The sequence below is a fragment of the Kordia sp. genome, from assembly GCF_965283645.1.
Taxonomy (GTDB): domain Bacteria; phylum Bacteroidota; class Bacteroidia; order Flavobacteriales; family Flavobacteriaceae; genus Kordia.
On sequence record NZ_CBDIPG010000001.1, the window covers coordinates 4,799,471 to 4,819,054 of the forward strand.

Below are 19,584 nucleotides of genomic sequence, written 5' to 3' on the forward strand. Positions count from 1 at the left end.
TTATGATGTATTACCAAGCCGTTTGTTATAAGCATAATTTCGCAAGTAGTCTATATGTAAGAAGAGCTGATGCAGTACGAAGTGCAAAAGCACACAGGAGTAGAGTTACAAGACCTCATAGTATTAAAATTCTTGATGTTTGGGTAGACAATGTTCAAATTCATTCTACCGAAATTCTAGAATGAAAAGCTTTATCTTTATACTCTTATTCTCACTTTTTTCTGTAAATGCTCAGGATTTTGGATTCAGCAAATTAACTTTAAAAAAGTTAGAATATTATTCTGTTTCAAAAGGAATTACATATGAAGGTAAAGATTCCGTGCTTAATTATTTAATGGCTTTTCATGTTAAAAAATGCTATGATGATAGCAAAATTTTACAAAAATTTATTAAAGAAATAGATTCTAGTTACAGAAAAAAAAAGATTTCGAAAATTAAACTGAATCCTTATTACAAAACTAATTCAATACCATTAGTTGAAGGGACTGGAATTTTAGGGCAAATAAATATAAACATCTTGGATTTAAGACTGTTTCCTGATCTGCCTATTTTACTTTCTAATAATTTTAACGCCAATAAAAGAGATAAAGTAAGTTTAATGTACAAAGAAGAAAAAACTCCAGTTTGGGGAACTACAATATGTGCTTTTATTGGTCATGAATTAAAGGAACAATATCTGAATCTTCTTAAAAAGGGTGAAAATAGAAGTGTTCACCATTGCATTGAAGCCAATAAATTTGAAGATTTGATCATGTATAAAACTAACGGTGTAAAACGCTCTAGAGGTTTTGAATGTTCTGCACAGCACAAAGGGCATACAGATCTAATTATCGAAATAAAAAAACATGGATATATAATAATGCATTTATCAACTAAGCAGGCTAATTTTAATTATAGAGGAAAGGTTGATACATTTGATGAATCATTGAGAATAACATATATTGAATATTTAGGTGAGAAAGAATACCTATTTAGAAAGTATCATCTTGATGGTTGCGATTGTATAAAAAATAATTAGATTATAAATTTATGAAGACTGTATTTTAGTTATTAGCTTTTTTTTCGAAATCTTATATATCTCTTACGTTTTTCTCCTACTCTGCTTATAATAAGCGAGTAATCCTTCAACATAACTGTTGTTACAAGTTATACAAAACTATAATTTTCATTTATAAAATATAAAAGTAATGAAGAGAAAATATATGTTTATTTTAATACTTTATTTTGTTTCAAATACATCTTTTTCACAAAGTAATGATCAGGAAATCTTTGAGATCATTAAGCAAGTCATGACTTTGGAGAATAAAAAAGAATATTCAAAAGTTATGAATCTTCTAAATAAAGTAAGAGAAGAAGCTAGCAAAAATATCGTAAAATCATCATATTGTTACGAATATGCCTGTGAAAAAATAGTTGACATTTACAGAAAACAAAATGATTTCGAAGGAGCTATAAACTTTGTAAAAGGGCTTATTAGCGAATTCAAAAAAAACGAAAATTTCTGTAAAATTTCTGGTTTCAAAAAATCTCTTTTTTTTAAAATAAAAAAACGATTAGAAAAGTTTGAAAGATATTCTAGTTCAACTTTTAAGCAAAGTCTTTTAAATGAAATCTCTGAACTCTGTAAAGGAGAAAACCACCCAATTAAAAAAATGATTCAAAGACAATTGGAAATGACAAAACTAATATCGAACTCTAGTGATAGAAGCACTTCAAATTATAAAGGAGATAAAAATCATTACAGAGATAATGAAATTTCATACGATATTCCAAATATAGAAGAATTAATGAAAAGTAAATTAGATAGTACATTTAATAAACTTAACAAAATATTAGGTTTGCCTCCTAATACTAAATACTCAGAATGGAATTATCCAGATTTTAAACCGAACCAAAAATTAATAGATAATATTCTATCGATTGGAAAAGGTGGAAAGAATTTAGAAATGTTAAAAAAGATGGCAAAAATAGGAACCTCAGTAAAAATAGTAGATGATATGATGTTCGGAGACAAGCCTTTAGAAGATTTAGCACCTCTAACAGATGATATATCTGAAAATTTTAATTCATTGGTATCCAAGTATTCAATGAAACTAATGACTAGAAAATATGAAGGAATAATAGAAGTTGCTATAAAAATTAAAGAATTAGCAAAAAGTGATCAAGAAAATAATTTAGCTGATCATTATTTAGTATTAGCATATTTCTTATCAAAAGATATGAGAAACACAGAGAGAGTAAGTAGAAGAATCTTAGCTGAAAACTCTAATATTTATGACATTTCAATTTCAATTATGTACTTAGAATCTTTAGTTGCAAATGAAAAATATGACGAGGCTATTTACACTTATAATAATCTGCCAAAATTCTTAAGTAAAAAATCACAAAAAAATATTTCAAAACTAAATTCTTTTTATGATATACCTATTGTTTTTGCCTATTTGAAGAATAGGCAAAATAAAACAGCAAATGATCTACTTAAGAAAAATACTGAGATTTTTAAAAAGGGACTCGTAGATTTTTCTTTGTATGGTGAAAAAACTTTTCTAGATTATAACTCTCATACATTGCCAAATATTCTACCTTTCTATCTTTCAAAACGTAATACTAAATCTGACAGTATAGTAGCTCAGTGTTACGGCGTTATAACTTTTTCAAAAGAATTATTATTAAATACATCTAAGACAATTAAAAAACATTTTGTAGAAAGCTTAGATTCAGACTTAAAACTAAAGTATCAAGAAACTTTAAAATCTGACAGAGACTCTAAATTATATAATAAGAAAAAAAAATATTTCTTAATTCAAGATGAAAAAGAAAATATCATACAAAACATTTTAGATAATGAAATTAGCTGGGCTACAATAAAAAAATCTATTGATGATGATACTGCTGTTATTGAATTTGTTTCATATTCAAACCCTTTCGACTACGCGGATAATAAACCAATATTTTATGGAGCCTTTATTTTAGCTAATGATTTTGAATTTCCTGTTTTTGTTGAGCTCTTCAAAGAAGAAGAAATAAATAAATTATTATCCTCACATCAAAGTAATGTTTCTTTAAGTCAACAAGAAAAAATTAATGATTTATTTGGGAAAAATTCTGATGAATTATATGCTTTGATTTGGAAAAATATTTTGTTGAAGATAAAAAATAAAAAAACAATTTATTTTTCCCCAATTGGAGTGCTTAACACTATAGCGCACAATGCAATTAAATTTGAGAATACTGAAAAAACTTTAATTGATAATTTTGAATTAATACAATTAAGTAACAGCAAAAAAGTTGTTAACTATGATCCGAATATTAATTTTAATAAAGCATTATTATTTGGTCATATTGATTACAATTTATCTTCTATAATAAAATCTGATAGTACAAAATTTAATAATAATTTTTGGTTTGGAGAATTGCTAGGAACTAAAAAAGAAATCAATAATATCTCATCAATTCTAGATGAAAATAATATAAAATATTCAAAATTTCTAGGCACTAAAGCTACTGAAGAGGTTTTTAAAAAAGAAGCAACACTTACTACAAATATTATTCATATTGCTTCACATGGCTTCTTTTTAGAGCAAACAAATGACGAATTTTCAATTGGAAATGATATTGGTATAAGTTTATTAGAATCTGAGGAAGACCCAATGCTAAAGTCTGGGTTAGCTTTTGCTGGAGCAAATCAATTCCTTTCGTCTGGTAAACCAATAGATAAAAAATATGGAGATGGAATCTTAACTGCAAGTGAAATTTCCAATCTTGACTTAAAAAATCTTGATCTAATAGTTCTATCTGCTTGTGATACAGGATTGGGGAAATCAATGGGTAATGAAGGTGTATTCGGGTTACAGCGAGGTATTAAGGCTTCAGGCGTTAAATTTATGTTAGTTTCTCTATGGCGAGTTAGTGATATGAAGACCAGACAATTTATGAATTTATTTTATAATAATTTAATAGAAAAAAAAATGAATATTCAAAGTGCTTACGCCAAGGCTTTGAAAAAATTCAAAGAGAAAAACCCAGAACCATATTTTTGGGCTCCATTTATTTTAATTAATTAAAAGTTTATACAAGAATTTCTATTGAAAACTTATTTTGAAAAATATATAAATTTCAAAAACACACTTGAAATCAAGTAATACCTTTCTTTTTTAAAAGCTAATACCTTACAATTAAGAAAATTATTTAGTATCTTTATAAAAGTGAATTTTAGTTAAATCAGACACTTAAAATTAGAATTTCATGAGGTTTTTTTATTTTCTTATCTTTTTATTTAATGCAAATTTACTGATTTCTCAAGTGTCAGAGAATAAAACTCATTTGGTATTGGACGTTGTCGGTAAGGTAGAATTATTAAGTAAAAAAGATAGTATGTATTTAAAACAGGGAGATAAGATTTTCTTGGACGAATCGTATAAAATAATTGTGCATGACAAAGTTGGCTATGTTAGATTATGGAATTTTTCTAAAAAAGAATACGATTCAAGCATAGATGGTTTATCTAATTTGAAAATATATAAAAGAGATAAAACCTTGAAAGGTGAAGATTTAATTTCTAGAGGCTTTTCTAATTCAAATATCTTGTTTGTCAACCAAAAGAAAGTTCTCAACCCCAAACTTATAAAACCTCGTTTAAGAGATGCCAATCATTTTATTACTTTTTTTCAAAAAGAGGAATTGATTGGAGAGAATGAATTAAAAATTAATGATGATGGTTATTTAGTAATCGATGAAAAAAGTATCGGTAATAGTAATAATTTGAATGATAATACTCTATTACGAATTGGATATTACACAAAACAAAAAAGCAGAAAGTACTATAATATTTATTATCTATGTAAAGATTTCAAAAGAATTCTTCATGAGATTGACCTCCTTAGAAACACAATATCTAATATCAAAAGCTATGAAGATATAATAAGAGTCTATATAGAAACATTTTATTGCCCTTATTCTGATTTCCAAATTGTTGTTAATAATTTTAATAATGAATAAGAGTAAAAATAAAAGATTATTTTTTTTATTAGTTAATCCTGTAATTTTATTATGGCTGGTTTTTTTTATTCAAAAACACGGATCATTTTCATTTCTACAAGGATACTATACTAGCTTTGAAAAAATTAATCAGGTAGTAAATAATCAAGAAAACAAAACTCCACAAGAAAAGTCAAACAAATATCTTTGGATTGATACTTCAGACGCTTCTAGAGTCTCAACACCTTCTGGTTCATCTATTGCCAATAGACAAATGATAACAGATTTTATATCTGAAATTGACAAGGAGGATTCACATAAGTTAATCGTATCTACATTAATTTTTGATACACCAACACCCGACGATAGTAAATTAGGTAAAAGATTGGAGCGATTTGATAAAACTATTTTTCGGTCGGCAAATAAAACTGCTTTGAATAATCCTGAATTTAGAAACTTAAACTATGGAACTCTTTCTGGCAGAAGGTTTACAAAGAAATCTAAATTGTCTGGTATTAACTTATATAAACTCGATAATTCAGAAGTAGTATCTAAATCTATTCCTTTACTAATGTATGAAACAATAAATAATAAGGAATTAAGTTTAACATGTGATTATTTTCACTTTGACAACAATAAGTTATTCTTAAAAGATTTTATTCCTACAAGAAGAATAACTGAAAATGAAATATTAAAAATTAATTTAGCTGATACATTTTCATTTCTTTCTAATAAAGAAAACAGGACTATTTTCTTTCAAGAGTATGTAAAAAATAGAATTGTGATAATTGGAAATAGTGATGATGTAATAAAACCTATATTTTATGAAAACCCTATTCCAATTGCCATTTACACACTAAATGTTTACGAATCTTTAGAGAACAAAGACAATCATTTATCATTAGGATTAATAATAATTATTTATTTAATACTTCTAACATTTTCAAGATGTTTATTGCCTTTCAAAAAAAATAGATTTTTAAATTGGATATCAAAAATGAAAATTGACAACATGATAGTCGACATGATTTTTGGGTCTGTTAGGTTAGTTTTAGCTCTAGTCGTTGTATCTCTCCTACTATTCTTATTTACAAATGTAATGTTAGATTTTTCTATTGTTGCGTTAGTACTTTTGCTTGAAAGAATAATAATTAAAGAATTTACATGATTTAATAAATACTTAAAGAGATAGTTAATATTTTTTATTGCAGATCATGAGAAAATCTTCTAGCATAATCATTTTAAAAAAAAGAGTATTACATTTTATTTTTTTGTATATTTACTTACGTATTTTGTAATATTTTAATTTATATTGTTTTTGTTTAGTTTATGACTAGAAATATGAATAAAAACTAAATTTTCTTTTATGAAGAAGGCTTCTATTTTACTTATTTTTTTTCTCTTATTATGTTCTTTTCATAATATAAATAGAAAAAACATCCAACTAAATAAAGTTCTATATTCACAAAAAAGTAATTTATTTGAATTAGCAAGTAGGCTTGAAATTGTTAACACTAAAAACAGCAACTTATTCATTGTTGAAGATACATCTAAAACTAAACAAGCTCTTATTATCGCAAATGGTATTTATCAACAAGGAACTAAATGGCGTAACATAAATTCTCACAACGATATTAATATAATTAAAAGTGCTCTTAAAAGTCAGGGATTTTCAGAAAAAAATATTCAAATTGAAAAAGATTTAACATTCAAATCTTTCATAAAAACGTTTAAAAATTTTGAAAAAAAACTTAAAAAAGATGATATAGTTTTTATTCATATTTCTAGTCATGGACAACAAATATATGACAACAATAATGACGAAAAAGATAGCTATGATGAGGCTATTATTCCTGTTGATGCCCCCAAAAACTATAATGAAACTGAATATACTGGAGATAAACATATAAGGGATGAAAAATTAGGAGAATTATGCGATAACATTAGAAAGAAAATTGGCGTCAACGGTAATTTTTTCGTTACTATTGACGCTTGTCATTCTGGTACTGGAACAAGAGGGTATGGAAAATATAGAGGAGCTAAAGAGCCCTTTGAACCTAAAGATTACAAACCTACTAATGTTTCCTCCTTAAATAATTTTGGGTTACTTAATAATGACAAAAAATTAGCTCCAGCAGTATATTTTTATAGTTCTAGCGCTAACCAACTCAATTACGAGTATAAAGTGGGAAAAGATAATTATGTAGGCTCTTTGTCATATGCGCTGAGCAAAGCTCTAACAAATTCGAATAAGAATACTACTTATCAGGGGCTTTTTGATAATATTAGAAGAATCATGGCAAACATTGCCTCAGAACAGACACCAGAAGCAGAAGGCATATTAAACCAAAAAATTTTAGGAGGGCAAATTGTTGGGAAAAAAGAATATTTCCTAGTAACCGAATACAAATATAAAAATGATGGCAGAACCTTTGTTCGATTAAACGGAGGTAAATTACAAGGATTGCATGAAGGTTCTAAAGTTGCACTTTATGATATTGATGGACTTGATAAAGAAATGAAAATAGTCGGTACAGTTATTAAAACTGATGTAATTTCATCCCAAGTTCAACTTAATGGCACCATAAATGAAGAGGAAGCTATAAACTCTTGGGTAGTCATTACAGAACGTAATTATGGTAATATGAAGGCAAGTATATCACTAAACTTAAAACAAAAAGACTTACAAAATGAAATAAAATCTATCATTGACACAATTGGCTTTATAAGTATCCAGAACGAATACCCTGATTTAATTATAGAGTCAGTTAATGAGTTTTCACAAGATAATCTTATCCAAATCTACACAAAAGATGATTATTTATTCTGGAAACAAGATAGTAACAATATTCAAACTAATGCCTTTGATATTATTGAGCATATAAAACGCTATGTGAGAGTAAATTTTATAAAGCGTTTAGAAATGCAGAACAAGGATTTGGATATGACCTTTGATTTTATTCCAGTAACAATAAAAGATAATGGTATGGATAGCGTTGTTGACAAAGAATTATCAATAGAGAGTAAAAAAAATGCTTCTGGTATTATAGTTTTTAAAGAAGGAGATAATACCTATATCGACATAAAAAACAATAGTAAAATGGCGTTATATTATACACTATTGGACATTCAGCCCAATAATATAATCAATATATTAATACCTGAAGATGGCTACACCGCAAATGATTTTCACCTAAAAGCAGGAGAATCCTATAAACATCAAATTGAGTTTTACCCTCCTTATGGCACAGAAATTTTCAAGTTGGTAGCCTCTGAACAACCACTAGACTTAAGACCAATTTTACGAACAAAAGGGAAAGAAGCAGGCAAAAAGAATCCAAATCCTTTTGAATTGTTATTTAAAGATAGTTATAAGAATAATGAAAGGCTTACCCGTGGAGATTTTAGGACTTTAAACATACCTACAGGTGCTGTAAACATTTACACAATTGTATTTGAAATACAAGAATAATTAATACCACGCAATGAATAAAACTTTAAGATTTCTACTTTTTTGTTTTATAGTATTTAATACTAGATATATATCTGCTCAAGACTTAAAAATAGGCTTGCCTTTAGGGCATACTTCAAGAGTGTGGTCTGCTAAGTTCAGTCCTGATGGGAAAACATTAATAACTGCATCACATGATAAAACAGCTAAGCTATGGGAAGTAAACAGTGGTAAATTACTTATAGATTTTAAAGGGCATAAAGATGTTGTGCATTATGCAGAATTTAGTCCTGATGGAAAAAAAGTATTAACTATTTCATCTGATGAAATTGTTAATTTGTGGGACACAAATTCTGGTAAATTATTATTCTCTTCAGATCATTATAAAATAAAAGTAAATTCTGTAAAATTCAGTACTGATGGGAGAAAATTATTAACTGTCTCAGATAATGAATCTGCAAATGTATGGGATGTAAATTCTGGCAAATTACTATTCTCTTCAAACATTAGTGATAAGCGAATAAATTTTGTAGGGTTCAGCCCTAATGGAAGAAAATTATTTATAGTCAACCATTATTACTCCCCAGAATTAAGGGACACAAATACTGGCAAATTGTTATTTACTTTGAATGATCAAAAGTCAAGAGTAAAATCTTTTCAGTTTACTCGAAATGGAGGGAAATTGTTGATTGTTTTTGAAAATCATACTGCAAAATTTTGGGATGTAAATTCAGGAAAATTAATAAATACTTTCTTAGATAATTTAACAGGTATTATTGATGTTCAGCTCAGCCCTAATGAACAAACTTTAATTACTACTTCAAATAATTATGAGGCAAAGCTATGGGACATAAATTCAGGAAAGCTTTTATTATCGCTGGGAATCAATCATGGACTTTGGAATACAAGCTCATTACAATTTAGTCCTAATGGTAAAAATATAATCATGGTATCTAATAATAAGAGTTTAAAATTATGGAATGTAAATTCACGAAAATTATTACATACTTTAAAAGGACATGATGATATTATCAATTCTATTCGATTCAGTCCAGATGGAAAAACTATTGTTACTGCATCTGATGATCAGACTGTAAAGTTGTGGAAAATAGATTCTGGAGAATTGCTACATACTTATCAAGGTTTTTATTCAATTTCAGGAGCTTATTATGCGGAATTTAGTCCAGATGGAACAACTATTGTCGCTATAGATACTAAAGCCAAACTATTGGATACTAATAATGGGGAATTATTGTACTCCTTCGAAGGAAACACAAATAATATAAATTCGGCACAGTTTAGCTCTTCAGGTGAATCAATAGTAATTACATCTGATAACAATGCGCCAAAACTTATAGAAACAGAAACAGGAAAGTTATTACAAACTTTAAATGGGCATAAAAGAGATGTTAATTCTGCAAGATTTAGTCCAGATGGAAAAACTATTGTTACAGCATCTGATGACAAAACAGCTAAAATTTGGGAAATAGATTCCGGTGAGTTATTGTATTCTTTGAATGGACATACTTATCCGCTTACTGAAGTAAATTCAGCAGAATTTAGCCCAAATGGAAAAACCATTGTTACGGCATCAAGTGATGGAACAGCTAAATTATGGAATAGAGATACAGGTAAACTAATACTAACTTTTAGTTCTTACGAGAAACCTATATTAAATACATTATTTTCTGCACAATTTAGTTCAGATGGAAAAACTATTGTTACAGCATCTATAAATAATAAAGCTAAATTATGGAGTGTACAAACAGGTAGTCTATTAAAAACTCTTCATAGTAAAGATAATGGAGTATGGGGAATAAACTCCGCTCAATTTAGTTCAGATGACAAAACCATTGTTACAGCGTCTAGTGATGGAACAGCTAAGCTTTGGAATGTGGATTCAGGAAAATTATTACGTTCATTTAAAGGGCATCAAGATGACTTAACTTCTGCTGAGTTTAGCCCTGACGGCAAAACCCTACTTACTGCATCTGATGATAATACAGCCAAGCTTTGGGATGTAGATACTGGATTTATATTAAAAACTTTTGTAGGGCATCTCGCTGGTGTCACTTCTGCAAAATTTGATTCTACAGGCAAACGAGTAATCACTTCGTCTGACGATGGCTCTGTAATTCTATGGGATACCTCAACAGGAGAAGAAATTATACGTTATTTTAATTTTGCTAGTGATACAAATAAATGGGTACATCTGCATCCCAGTGGTCTATTTGATGCATCTCCTGAGGCTATGGAACTTATGTATTGGACTTATGGCGAGGAAGTAATTCAATTTTCACAATTAAAGGGGGAATATTATGAACCTGGTCTATGGGAAAAAGCAATAAAAGGGAAATATATAGGAAATACTGACATTACAAAAGATAACTTTTTACTCTATCCTGATACAGAACTAGGAAAAATCAAAAATAATATTTTACCTATTACCCTTACCAAACGTGATGGTGGTTATGGAGAGGTTTCAATATTTTTAAACGGTAAAGAGATTATTAAAGATGCACGCCCTAAAGACTTTAACCACAAACTTTCTAAACAAACCCTAAATGTAGATATTTCTGAATACCAAAAATTCATGCAAGCAGGAAACAACACCTTTATGGTTAAAGTTACTAATCAAACTGGAGGTATGGTAAGCAGAGGAGCAAAAGTCATTACTAACAAAAAGAAAGAAAGTCGACCGCCAAATTTTTATGCAGTAATCATAGGTGTAAGTGATTATGTAGGAGATGCTATCGACTTAAAGTATCCAGACAAAGATGCTGATGCTATGGAAAAAGCGTTACAAATGGGAACTAAAAACTTATTTAACGAAAGTTATATAATGAAAATGGCTACCAATCATAGTCTGAAACCAAGAAAAGAAAAAATAAAAGCTGTATTTGAGGATATTGCTCAAAAAGCAAAACCAGAAGATGTATTATTGGTTTACATGAGTGGTCATGGTATTAACTGGACGGATAATAATAACAAAACGGACTTCTATTTTTTGACTGAAGATGCACGATTTGCCGATAAAGAGATTTACAATAATAAAAAAATAAGAGAAACTACAAGTATTTCTACAGACGAATGGGTAGAGTATATTAAAAAAATTACAGCTAATAAAACTGTGATGATTATAGATGCTTGCGGTTCTGGTAAAGCAGTTGACAATTTAATTGCTCAAAGGGATATAGATTCTGAGAAAATAAAAGCCATTGACCGTATGCAAGATCGCACAGGTATGTTTGTTATATCAGGTTCAGCAGCAGATAAGGTAAGTTATGAAGCTAGTGTTTATGGTCAAGGTTTGCTCACTTACACTTTATTAAAAGGAATGTCTGGAGTTGCATTAAAAGAATACACAAAAATAGATGTGAGTACATTATTTAATTATGCAAAAGATCAAGTAAATATTCTAGCAAAAGATGTTGGAGCTATTCAAGAACCTCAGGTGCTTATGGCAAAATCTGGTTCTTTTGATATTGGTATTTTACAACTAACAGATCAAAAAAAAATAGTTGTCAATGAGCCTAAAAGAGTGTATTTGAGAAGTACATTTTTAAACACAAAAGAATTAGAAGACAATCTAGGGCTATCTACTTATTTAGATAGAAAACTTAACTCATTGTTGATTGAAGAGAAGAATCTTATTTGGGTAGATGCAAGTCAATATGTGAATGGTTGTAAAATAAGCGGTTCTTATCTTCAAAAAAACGGTAAAATAGAATTGATTTATAAAGTCAAATGTCGTGATCATGAAAAAAAGTATACCATAATGGCTTCAACTAAAGAAAGTTTAGTTCAAAAAGTAATAGAGAATTTATAATACTTTGTAAGTTAAAACGTAACTAGAAATAATAATATTAGATTATGAATAAATCATTAACTGCTCTTATTTTTTTATTGTTTTTCAATATTGTCTTTTGTCAACCTACAACAGTTGATGAAAATTCCCCAAAATTTAAAGAAATCCTAGACTTAGTATATAAAGCTGAGGAATATAAAGTTGCAGAAAACTTTAATGAATCAATTATATATTATCAAAAGGCAATACAAAAATTCAAAACTACTTACAGTGGAGAGGCTAAAAACTATTACGGATATGGTATTTTTTTAAATAATTTAGCCATTTTGTACAGAGATACAGAACAATATGAAAAGGCTCTTCCTTTACAGTTAGAGGCTCTTGAAAATGGCAAACAGACTCTTGGGATAAATCACTCTGCTTATGGAATGCATTTAAGTAATCTTGCAATTTTGTATGGCACTATGGAACAATATGAAAAAGCTATTCCACTACAATTAGAGGCTATTACTAATACAGAAAAAACTCTAGGAAAAGATCATCCAGAATATGGAATTCGCCTGAGTAATCTAGCTTTTTTTTACTTGGAAGTAGAAGAGTATGATAAGGCATTATCGATATTCCTTAAAGCTATAAAAATAATAAACAAAACGCATGGTATATTACATTCCCAGTATGGAATTACGATAGATGGTTTGGCTAATTTATACCGTGTTAAAGGAAAATATCAAAAGGCTCTTCCTCTGCAAATACAAGCTTTTGAAAATATAAAAATGAATTTTGATAAAACTCATCCTAGTTATGGAATTTGCTTGCAGAACCTTGCCAACTTGTATATAATTTTAGAAAAATATAATAAAGCTTTACCATTACAATTGGAAGCTCTTCAGTTAGCAGAAATAATGCATGGAAAAGAAAATATTCTTTATGGAGACCGTTTAAATAATTTAGCCATTTTATATAAAGATATGGGGAGATATGATAAAGCATTAAAGTTACAGCTAGAGTCACTTGAAAATACCAAAATAAACCTTGGTGTATATAATGAACGTTATGCTACTGATTTAAATAATTTAGCCGTAATATATGAGACCTTAGGGTTGTATAAAAAAGCTCTACCACTATTAATAGAAGCCCTTAATATCACAGAAAAATCTAAAGGGAAAAATCATGAAAATTATGCTCTAGTATTGAACAACATAGCAAAATTATATTATACAAAGGGGCAATATAAAAATGCTATTTTATATTATAAAAATGCAATTAACATAATTGAAAAAGTACATGGTAAAAATCATAGTAATTATAGTATTTATTTAAACAATTTGACAACTTTATATGGTGAGTTGGGTCAATTCGATAGAGCAGTACCTTTACAAAAGGAAGTACTTAAAAACATTGAATTAAATATAGGCAAGGCTAGTACGTCTTATCTAATTTATTCAAATAATTTAGCGTTTTTGTATAAAAATAAGGGGCAATATCGCAAGGCACTATCTTTATATCTAGAAGTTCTTAATAACATAGAAAAACACCTTGGCAAGGATCATATTAGTTATGCAATTTGTTCAAATAACTTAGCTAATTTATATATCGACTTAGGTGAGTTTAAAAAAGCTCTTCCTTTAATTGAAGAAGCTCTTGACAATACTGAGAAAAACTTGGGGAGAAATACTCTAGATTACGGAAATAAACAAAATAGTTTAGGCTATTTGTATGTTAATTTAGAGTCTTTTGAAGAAGCAACAACGCTTTTTAATGAAGTTTTAGAAAGTACTAAGCGAGATTTTGGTAAACGACATCAAAGGTATGGAGTAATTGTAAATAACTTGGTAACCTTATATGAAATCTCAGGACAATATGAAAATGCACTACCTCTGATTTTAGAAGTTAATAAAAATAATCTAAATCAAATTCAAGATAATTTTTCATATATGACCTTGGGTGAAAAAGAGAATTTTATTAAAAACTCTGTTAAAGGAGATTTAAATATATATAACAAGTTTAATTATCTAACTAAAAATAGTTATCCTGAAATGATAATATCTGCTTCCAATAATATCTTAATTTCTAAAGGTCTTTTACTGAATTCCTCAAAAAATATTTTAAATGATTTACAAGTTTTAAGACAAGAAGATTTAAGCAAAAAAATAGCAGATTTTAGAAGTAAAAAAGCATCAATCAATAAACAATTACAGCTTCCTGTAAACCAAAGAAGTGAAGACTTCGCGAAAGTTGAAGAAGAATTGACTGAACTAGAACGAGAGTTAGTCACCACTTACTCTAAAAATTTTGGTGAGGATATTAGTTATATTAAAGATTACAAGGAAACTCTTCTTAAAGACAATGAGCTTGCTATTGAATTCACCAATTTTAGATTACTTAATAAAAGAGCAACAGATAGTATCATGTATGTGGCTTATCTCTACAAGAAAGAATGGAAAACTCCCAAAGTTGTTAACTTATTTGAGGAAAAACAACTCAAAAAACACCTTGCTTTTAGTACATCTCCAAATAAGTTATATAGATCAAGAGGTGGCAAATTAGTAGATAAAAAAGGAATCATAGCCGATAGTATTTATAATTTAGTATGGAAACCATTAGAACCCTATATTCAAAATGCCTCAACCATTTACTACTCACCTGACGGGTTATTACACAAAATTCCATTTGCAGTTTTACCTAACGAAGACAATAAACTTCTAGGTGAACGTTATAATCTGAATCAAATGGGAAATACAGCAGATATTAGAAAAAATAATAAACTTCCTGATTTGAATGATGTGCTTTTAATTGGTGGAGTTGATTATACTTACACTATCCCTGATTCGAAAAAAGATAGTATCAATCCAAAAAATAACTTTAGCATATTACAATCCGAACAACTCTTAGGAAATACTAAAAATAAGAAAAGAAGTAACGGAGATGGAATTTGGGATTATTTGGAAGGTACAGATAAAGAAGTTAAGGCTATTAAAGCTTTATTACCAAAAAGTAAAGTACTTACTCAAAAGAAAGCAACAGAGAAAGCATTTAAAAACCTCAGTGGCAACAGTCCATCTGTATTACATATTGCTACTCATGGATATTTCTTTCCTAATCTTGAAAGAAAAAAAGAAGACTTTAGGCTCGGAAATGAAAAGACATACATTCACTCTGAGAATCCTTTATTACGTTCTGGACTTATCCTAGCAAATGCAAACTATGCATGGAAACATGGAAGTAATCCATATGAGGAAGAAGATGGCATTCTAACGGCATTAGAAATATCCAATCTTAACTTAAGAAATACAGATATAGTTATTTTATCAGCTTGTGAAACAGGATTAGGGGATATTCCAAGTTCAGAAGGTGTGTATGGTTTGCAAAGAGCTTTTAAAATGGCTGGTGTAGAAACAATTATTATGACACTATGGGAAGTACCAGACACAGAGACAGCAGAGTTTATGAATCTATTTTACACCAAATGGAAAGCAACAAATAATCCAAAAAAAGCTTTCAAAGAAACCCAAAGAATAATGATGAATCGTTATAGAAATGATCCAGAGAAGTGGGCTGCATTTGTTTATTTTGAGTAACCAATAACAACTATCAAATTTTTATGAAAAGCTACTTACTAATATTTTTAATCCTATTATTCTTACTCATTGGATGTTCTAAAAATAAAAAGGCAAAAGAAAATTTAAATGAGTTACATCTTACTGAAAAGCCTTATGAAGACTTAAGTTTAAATGAACATAAGTACATTAAGTTACATTAAGTTACATTTAGAAGCATTAACTTATACTGAAAAGGAATTTGGAAAAAGCCACATAAATTACAGAAAACTATTATTCCAATTAGGGAATTTATATAGGCATATTAGTCAATATGAAAAAGCATTACAAACACTTTTAAATTTGAAAGAAAATATTCAAAAATCTATTGGCATAAGTAATAATGAGTATAGAATGTGTTTAAATAGCTTAGCGATTTCATATAGAGCAAATGGAGATTATGAAAAAGCTTTACGAATATTATTAGATTTGAAGGAAAGTATTGAAGATAAAATCGGTAATCAGAATTCAGACTATGGAATTTGTTTAGGCAATCTAGCTAACCTATACCTTACAATTGGACAATATCAAAAGTCAGTTGATTTAAACATTCAAGCTCTTGAAATTACTAAGAATATCAATGGTAAAGATGATTCTTACTATGGGTTTTGTTTAAACAATCTAGCTCTTTCTTATCAGGCAATGGGGCAATATGAAAAGGCAATGCCATTAATGATAGAATCCTTTAAAATTGCTAAAAAGAATAAAGGTAAAGAACATTCATTATATGCAATGCGTTTAGGGAATTTAGCATTAATGGGTAGTTTGCTTAATGCATCTAAAGAGGCATTGCCAATGTTTCTTGAATCAATAGAAGTTGCTAAAAAAGTTTTGGGTAAAGAACATCCTTTTTATGCTACACTTTTGTCCAATTTATCATTGTTGTATATAAATATAGGTTAATACGATAAAGCAGAGAATTCAATTGTAGAAGCATTAAAAATCATAGAAAAAAACCTTGGCAAGGATCATTTGTATTATTGTCTTTATTCAACTTTGTTTGTCTTTTTCCCATGATATTTACATTCAATTATTACATTTGCTTTAATTTTTTTTAGACGATTTAGCAATTACATCACATTGACCTCCAATTATCTTGGTGTTATGAGTAACTTGATCATATCCAAATAATTTAAACAATAAAGCTACATCTTGTTCAAATTTTTGCCAAATAGGAATGTCATTTTTAGAGTTTGAATAATCTTCTAACATAATTTAATTATTTCCTTAGTGTATTTTTTAGATAAAAAATACTATTTCAACTTCTCATTAGCTATATCAATCGCAAAAGAAAAAAACAATTTGACTGCTTTTGTGAACTTAAATCGATTACCATTAATTTCAATCAAATTCTTGCTTCTCCAAGTTTTAATGAATCTCTCAAAATCAGAAACAGTCGTTTTTTCTAGTATCTCCCATTTACTCGATTGCTTTAAGAGTTCTTCGGTCTCATTTATGTCAAATGAACCTAATTCTATTTTGTCTCTGAAATTTTTACCTGAATAATCTAATTCTCTTGATAAAATAGCTAAAAACAGAGTAAAATCTCTAGTTCTTTTTTCATTTACTTCGTCTGAAGATAAGTAGCAAAATTCGGCTTCGACATTCAATTTATAACTAAATGACTTTATGAAAAATTCTGTATAGTCATCCTCCAACTCCTGAATTTTAAAAAACAATGAACTTGGCGAAATAATGAATTTACCATCTAGCAATTCGCTAACTATTTTGTTATGTTCATTTGGATACTCTCTCATAAACTTTTACTTTAGGTATTTTTATAGAAGCGTCTTTTAAATCTATTGTAATTCTTTCATCTGTTTTGTATTCTGCGACCAAATCTTCTTCTAGCAAAAGATTTGTTAATGAAAAGTATTTTGACAACGTAATTTCATTAGTGTGTTTTTTCAAAGTATTAAAACACCATATATAAAAATTTTCTACTTTGTCTTCTTTTAATAACTGTTCTTTAAAATATGTAGAATCAGGAAGCCATTCTAATTCTTCCACTTGTTCTTCATAATACACATCAGAAGTCTTATAATTAAATTGGTCAACAAAAAACTCTGCTTCACTATGAAATTCTTTGAAGATTGCACTTCCTTTAGTTTTCCTTATAGGACTTGGAATAGGAACAATATAATTTTCAGGATAATCTACGTTTTCTACAAAATGATAAAAACCACTCAAAATTATAGAATCACTTTTAATTCTATCTAATAATGGTCTTAATTCTCTTGTCAGTTTTTGTAAATTTTGGTCTAGCTCTATACGAGCATAGACTACTGAGCCATATAGTTTTTCATATTCTCTCCTCAGCTTAAAACTTTCTGCTATATACCGTTTTTCGCTCGTATATTTTTGAATTTCAATCAAGGCAGCGTAAAAGGATTCTGGATGTCCTTTTTCTAGTATCTTATTAAGTGGTTCAATATATTTATCAATCCAAAAAACTGCTTTCTCTAGTCTTTTTGATAAGTCTGCATATTCATCTGCATTTACTTTTAAGGATTCTGTATCACTTAATAATCTTTGTGTTTGTCTATGAATATCGTTTAGAAATACATCTATTACATTGATTATATTTTGAATCAAAATAATGGATTTGTTTATTTTAGATTCTGTTTTTAAAGCTGTAAATAATTCAAAAATTGTTTTATAACGCTCTTTTAGTGTTTGAGGTAAATCAAGTGTAAAATCATCAAATAGAAATTGTAAAAAGTCGGCATAGCTTTTATTTATCTTAAAATCTTTTGTTGGTAATTGTCTACAAAATTTTACGTCAATAAGTTTATTTACAGACATTTTGGGTTCATTACTAATGTTGTATTCTTCAATTAATTTTTCAAGAATATCAATCTCTATAATAAAGTCTGGTTTACTATAGTCAAATACATCTTTCACAAATTCATAATGATTTTGCAAGAACTTCAATATATATTTCCCTGATAATCTAATCATTTTTTAAACTTTACAAATAATGCTTGTTGTTCTAAAAAGCGTTTGTTTTTAAATATATCTGTTCTGATTTTTATCACATTTTCATCAGTTGACTCTTTCACTTCTTTACTTGGATTCTGCTCTCTTCCTTTCTTGGTTTTAATAGTTCTTGAATACATTTTAAAAAGTTCTTCATAATTTGATGGCATGAATAACTTCGCACTATGAAATACTTTTTTTACCATTAAATAGTTTTGTAATCCTTTATAATCATAATCGGGGAAGATTAAAACCTCTTTGACTTTAAATTTTTTCAAAACAGATTTACCTAAACCACCATAGGGATGGATAAACACAAAATCTTTGTCTATTACTTTTTCAGCTAACAGAAATGAATCAAGGTTCTCAACAATACAAATTTTATCTGTCTCAAACTTGTTTACTTGCGCTGTAAATATTCCGAATTGATTTGTAAATTTTTCTAATTCTACAATCTTAGAATTTATGATCACATTTTGAAAGCCTCTAGCCAAAATAACATTTTGGCTTATTCTTTTTCCTGCTTTAGTGTTTCTAAATGTTCCAATATTCCCAACAGCAGAATAACTATCTTGAAGTTCTTCAGGAAACTTACTTTTAAAATAAAGTTCAAAGCTTTCTCTGTCGCTCAAAAGATAACTACCACCACCAGTAACTGCCTGTGAATATTTTATAAACTTTCCATTAAGCAACGTTTTAAAATCCCCACTTTTTTTAACAGATGCACTTATGGAAGATGAATTCATTTTTCCATCTTCTAGCATTTTTAGTAT

13 protein-coding genes are annotated in these 19,584 nt (G+C 28.4%); 9 read left to right on the top strand and 4 right to left on the bottom strand.

What is annotated here, in order from left to right; all coding sequences use genetic code 11:
- Nucleotides 1–2: 2 nt before the first annotated feature.
- The 9 genes from ACQ654_RS21080 to ACQ654_RS21120 all read left to right on the top strand — a co-directional run bounded on the left by ACQ654_RS21080 (nucleotide 3) and on the right by ACQ654_RS21120 (nucleotide 16,735).
- Nucleotides 3–185 (top strand): hypothetical protein, encoded by a 183-nt coding sequence (locus tag ACQ654_RS21080; RefSeq protein ID WP_430412322.1) that lies wholly within the window; start codon nucleotides 3–5, stop codon nucleotides 183–185.
- Complete coding sequence (locus ACQ654_RS21085; protein WP_430412323.1) at nucleotides 182–1,018, top strand: hypothetical protein; 837 nt, start codon at nucleotides 182–184, stop codon at nucleotides 1,016–1,018. Before ACQ654_RS21080 ends, ACQ654_RS21085 begins: the two co-directional genes overlap by 4 nt.
- A gap of 169 nt (nucleotides 1,019–1,187) precedes the next feature.
- Entirely contained in the window at nucleotides 1,188–4,064 is a 2,877-nt protein-coding gene (locus ACQ654_RS21090; protein WP_430412324.1) for a CHAT domain-containing protein, read from the top strand.
- Between the two features lie 181 nt (nucleotides 4,065–4,245).
- Nucleotides 4,246–4,998: a hypothetical protein gene (locus ACQ654_RS21095; RefSeq protein ID WP_430412325.1), complete on the top strand. Its 753-nt coding sequence runs from the start codon at nucleotides 4,246–4,248 to the stop codon at nucleotides 4,996–4,998.
- Entirely contained in the window at nucleotides 4,991–6,145 is a 1,155-nt protein-coding gene (locus ACQ654_RS21100; RefSeq protein WP_430412326.1) for a hypothetical protein, read from the top strand. The genes ACQ654_RS21095 and ACQ654_RS21100 overlap by 8 nt, the downstream gene beginning before the upstream one ends.
- Nucleotides 6,146–6,343: 198 nt before the next feature.
- Nucleotides 6,344–8,449, top strand: a complete 2,106-nt coding sequence (locus ACQ654_RS21105) for a caspase family protein (RefSeq protein ID WP_430412327.1) — start codon at nucleotides 6,344–6,346, stop codon at nucleotides 8,447–8,449.
- 13 nt (nucleotides 8,450–8,462) lie between these two features.
- Nucleotides 8,463–12,257 (top strand): beta-propeller domain-containing protein, encoded by a 3,795-nt coding sequence (locus tag ACQ654_RS21110; protein WP_430412328.1) that lies wholly within the window; start codon nucleotides 8,463–8,465, stop codon nucleotides 12,255–12,257.
- A 44-nt stretch (nucleotides 12,258–12,301) separates the two neighbouring features.
- Nucleotides 12,302–15,814 (top strand): CHAT domain-containing protein, encoded by a 3,513-nt coding sequence (locus tag ACQ654_RS21115; protein ID WP_430412329.1) that lies wholly within the window; start codon nucleotides 12,302–12,304, stop codon nucleotides 15,812–15,814.
- A gap of 153 nt (nucleotides 15,815–15,967) precedes the next feature.
- Nucleotides 15,968–16,735 (top strand): tetratricopeptide repeat protein, encoded by a 768-nt coding sequence (locus ACQ654_RS21120; RefSeq protein ID WP_430412330.1) that lies wholly within the window; start codon nucleotides 15,968–15,970, stop codon nucleotides 16,733–16,735.
- A gap of 141 nt (nucleotides 16,736–16,876) precedes the next feature.
- On the opposite strand, the gene ACQ654_RS21125 is transcribed toward ACQ654_RS21120, so the two are convergent.
- The 4 genes from ACQ654_RS21125 to ACQ654_RS21140 are packed head-to-tail and all read right to left on the bottom strand — an operon-like array spanning nucleotide 16,877 to nucleotide 19,575.
- Nucleotides 16,877–17,044 (bottom strand): hypothetical protein, encoded by a 168-nt coding sequence (locus ACQ654_RS21125; RefSeq protein ID WP_430412331.1) that lies wholly within the window; start codon nucleotides 17,042–17,044, stop codon nucleotides 16,877–16,879.
- A gap of 41 nt (nucleotides 17,045–17,085) precedes the next feature.
- Nucleotides 17,086–17,589: a condensin complex protein MksE gene (locus ACQ654_RS21130; protein ID WP_430412332.1), complete on the bottom strand. Its 504-nt coding sequence runs from the start codon at nucleotides 17,587–17,589 to the stop codon at nucleotides 17,086–17,088.
- On the bottom strand, nucleotides 17,570–18,793 hold the full coding sequence (locus ACQ654_RS21135; RefSeq protein ID WP_430412333.1) for a hypothetical protein: 1,224 nt from the start codon (nucleotides 18,791–18,793) through the stop codon (nucleotides 17,570–17,572). Before ACQ654_RS21135 ends, ACQ654_RS21130 begins: the two co-directional genes overlap by 20 nt.
- Entirely contained in the window at nucleotides 18,790–19,575 is a 786-nt protein-coding gene (locus tag ACQ654_RS21140; protein WP_430412334.1) for a hypothetical protein, read from the bottom strand. Before ACQ654_RS21140 ends, ACQ654_RS21135 begins: the two co-directional genes overlap by 4 nt.
- Between the last annotated feature and the right edge of the window lie 9 nt (nucleotides 19,576–19,584).

Excerpts from the sequence above, each read along its gene's own strand:
- ACQ654_RS21100 (WP_430412326.1), top strand. The coding sequence starts at position 4,991 with ATGAATAAGAGTAAAAATAAAAGATTATTTTTTTTATTAGTTAATCCT.
- ACQ654_RS21120 (WP_430412330.1), top strand. The coding sequence starts at position 15,968 with ATGAACATAAGTACATTAAGTTACATTAAGTTACATTTAGAAGCATTA.
- ACQ654_RS21115 (WP_430412329.1), top strand. The coding sequence starts at position 12,302 with ATGAATAAATCATTAACTGCTCTTATTTTTTTATTGTTTTTCAATATT.
- ACQ654_RS21090 (WP_430412324.1), top strand. The coding sequence starts at position 1,188 with ATGAAGAGAAAATATATGTTTATTTTAATACTTTATTTTGTTTCAAAT.
- ACQ654_RS21110 (WP_430412328.1), top strand. The coding sequence starts at position 8,463 with ATGAATAAAACTTTAAGATTTCTACTTTTTTGTTTTATAGTATTTAAT.
- ACQ654_RS21080 (WP_430412322.1), top strand. The coding sequence starts at position 3 with ATGATGTATTACCAAGCCGTTTGTTATAAGCATAATTTCGCAAGTAGT.
- ACQ654_RS21130 (WP_430412332.1), bottom strand. The coding sequence starts at position 17,589 with ATGAGAGAGTATCCAAATGAACATAACAAAATAGTTAGCGAATTGCTA.
- ACQ654_RS21135 (WP_430412333.1), bottom strand. The coding sequence starts at position 18,793 with ATGATTAGATTATCAGGGAAATATATATTGAAGTTCTTGCAAAATCAT.
- ACQ654_RS21095 (WP_430412325.1), top strand. The coding sequence starts at position 4,246 with ATGAGGTTTTTTTATTTTCTTATCTTTTTATTTAATGCAAATTTACTG.
- ACQ654_RS21105 (WP_430412327.1), top strand. The coding sequence starts at position 6,344 with ATGAAGAAGGCTTCTATTTTACTTATTTTTTTTCTCTTATTATGTTCT.
- ACQ654_RS21125 (WP_430412331.1), bottom strand. The coding sequence starts at position 17,044 with ATGTTAGAAGATTATTCAAACTCTAAAAATGACATTCCTATTTGGCAA.
- ACQ654_RS21140 (WP_430412334.1), bottom strand. The coding sequence starts at position 19,575 with ATGCTAGAAGATGGAAAAATGAATTCATCTTCCATAAGTGCATCTGTT.
- ACQ654_RS21085 (WP_430412323.1), top strand. The coding sequence starts at position 182 with ATGAAAAGCTTTATCTTTATACTCTTATTCTCACTTTTTTCTGTAAAT.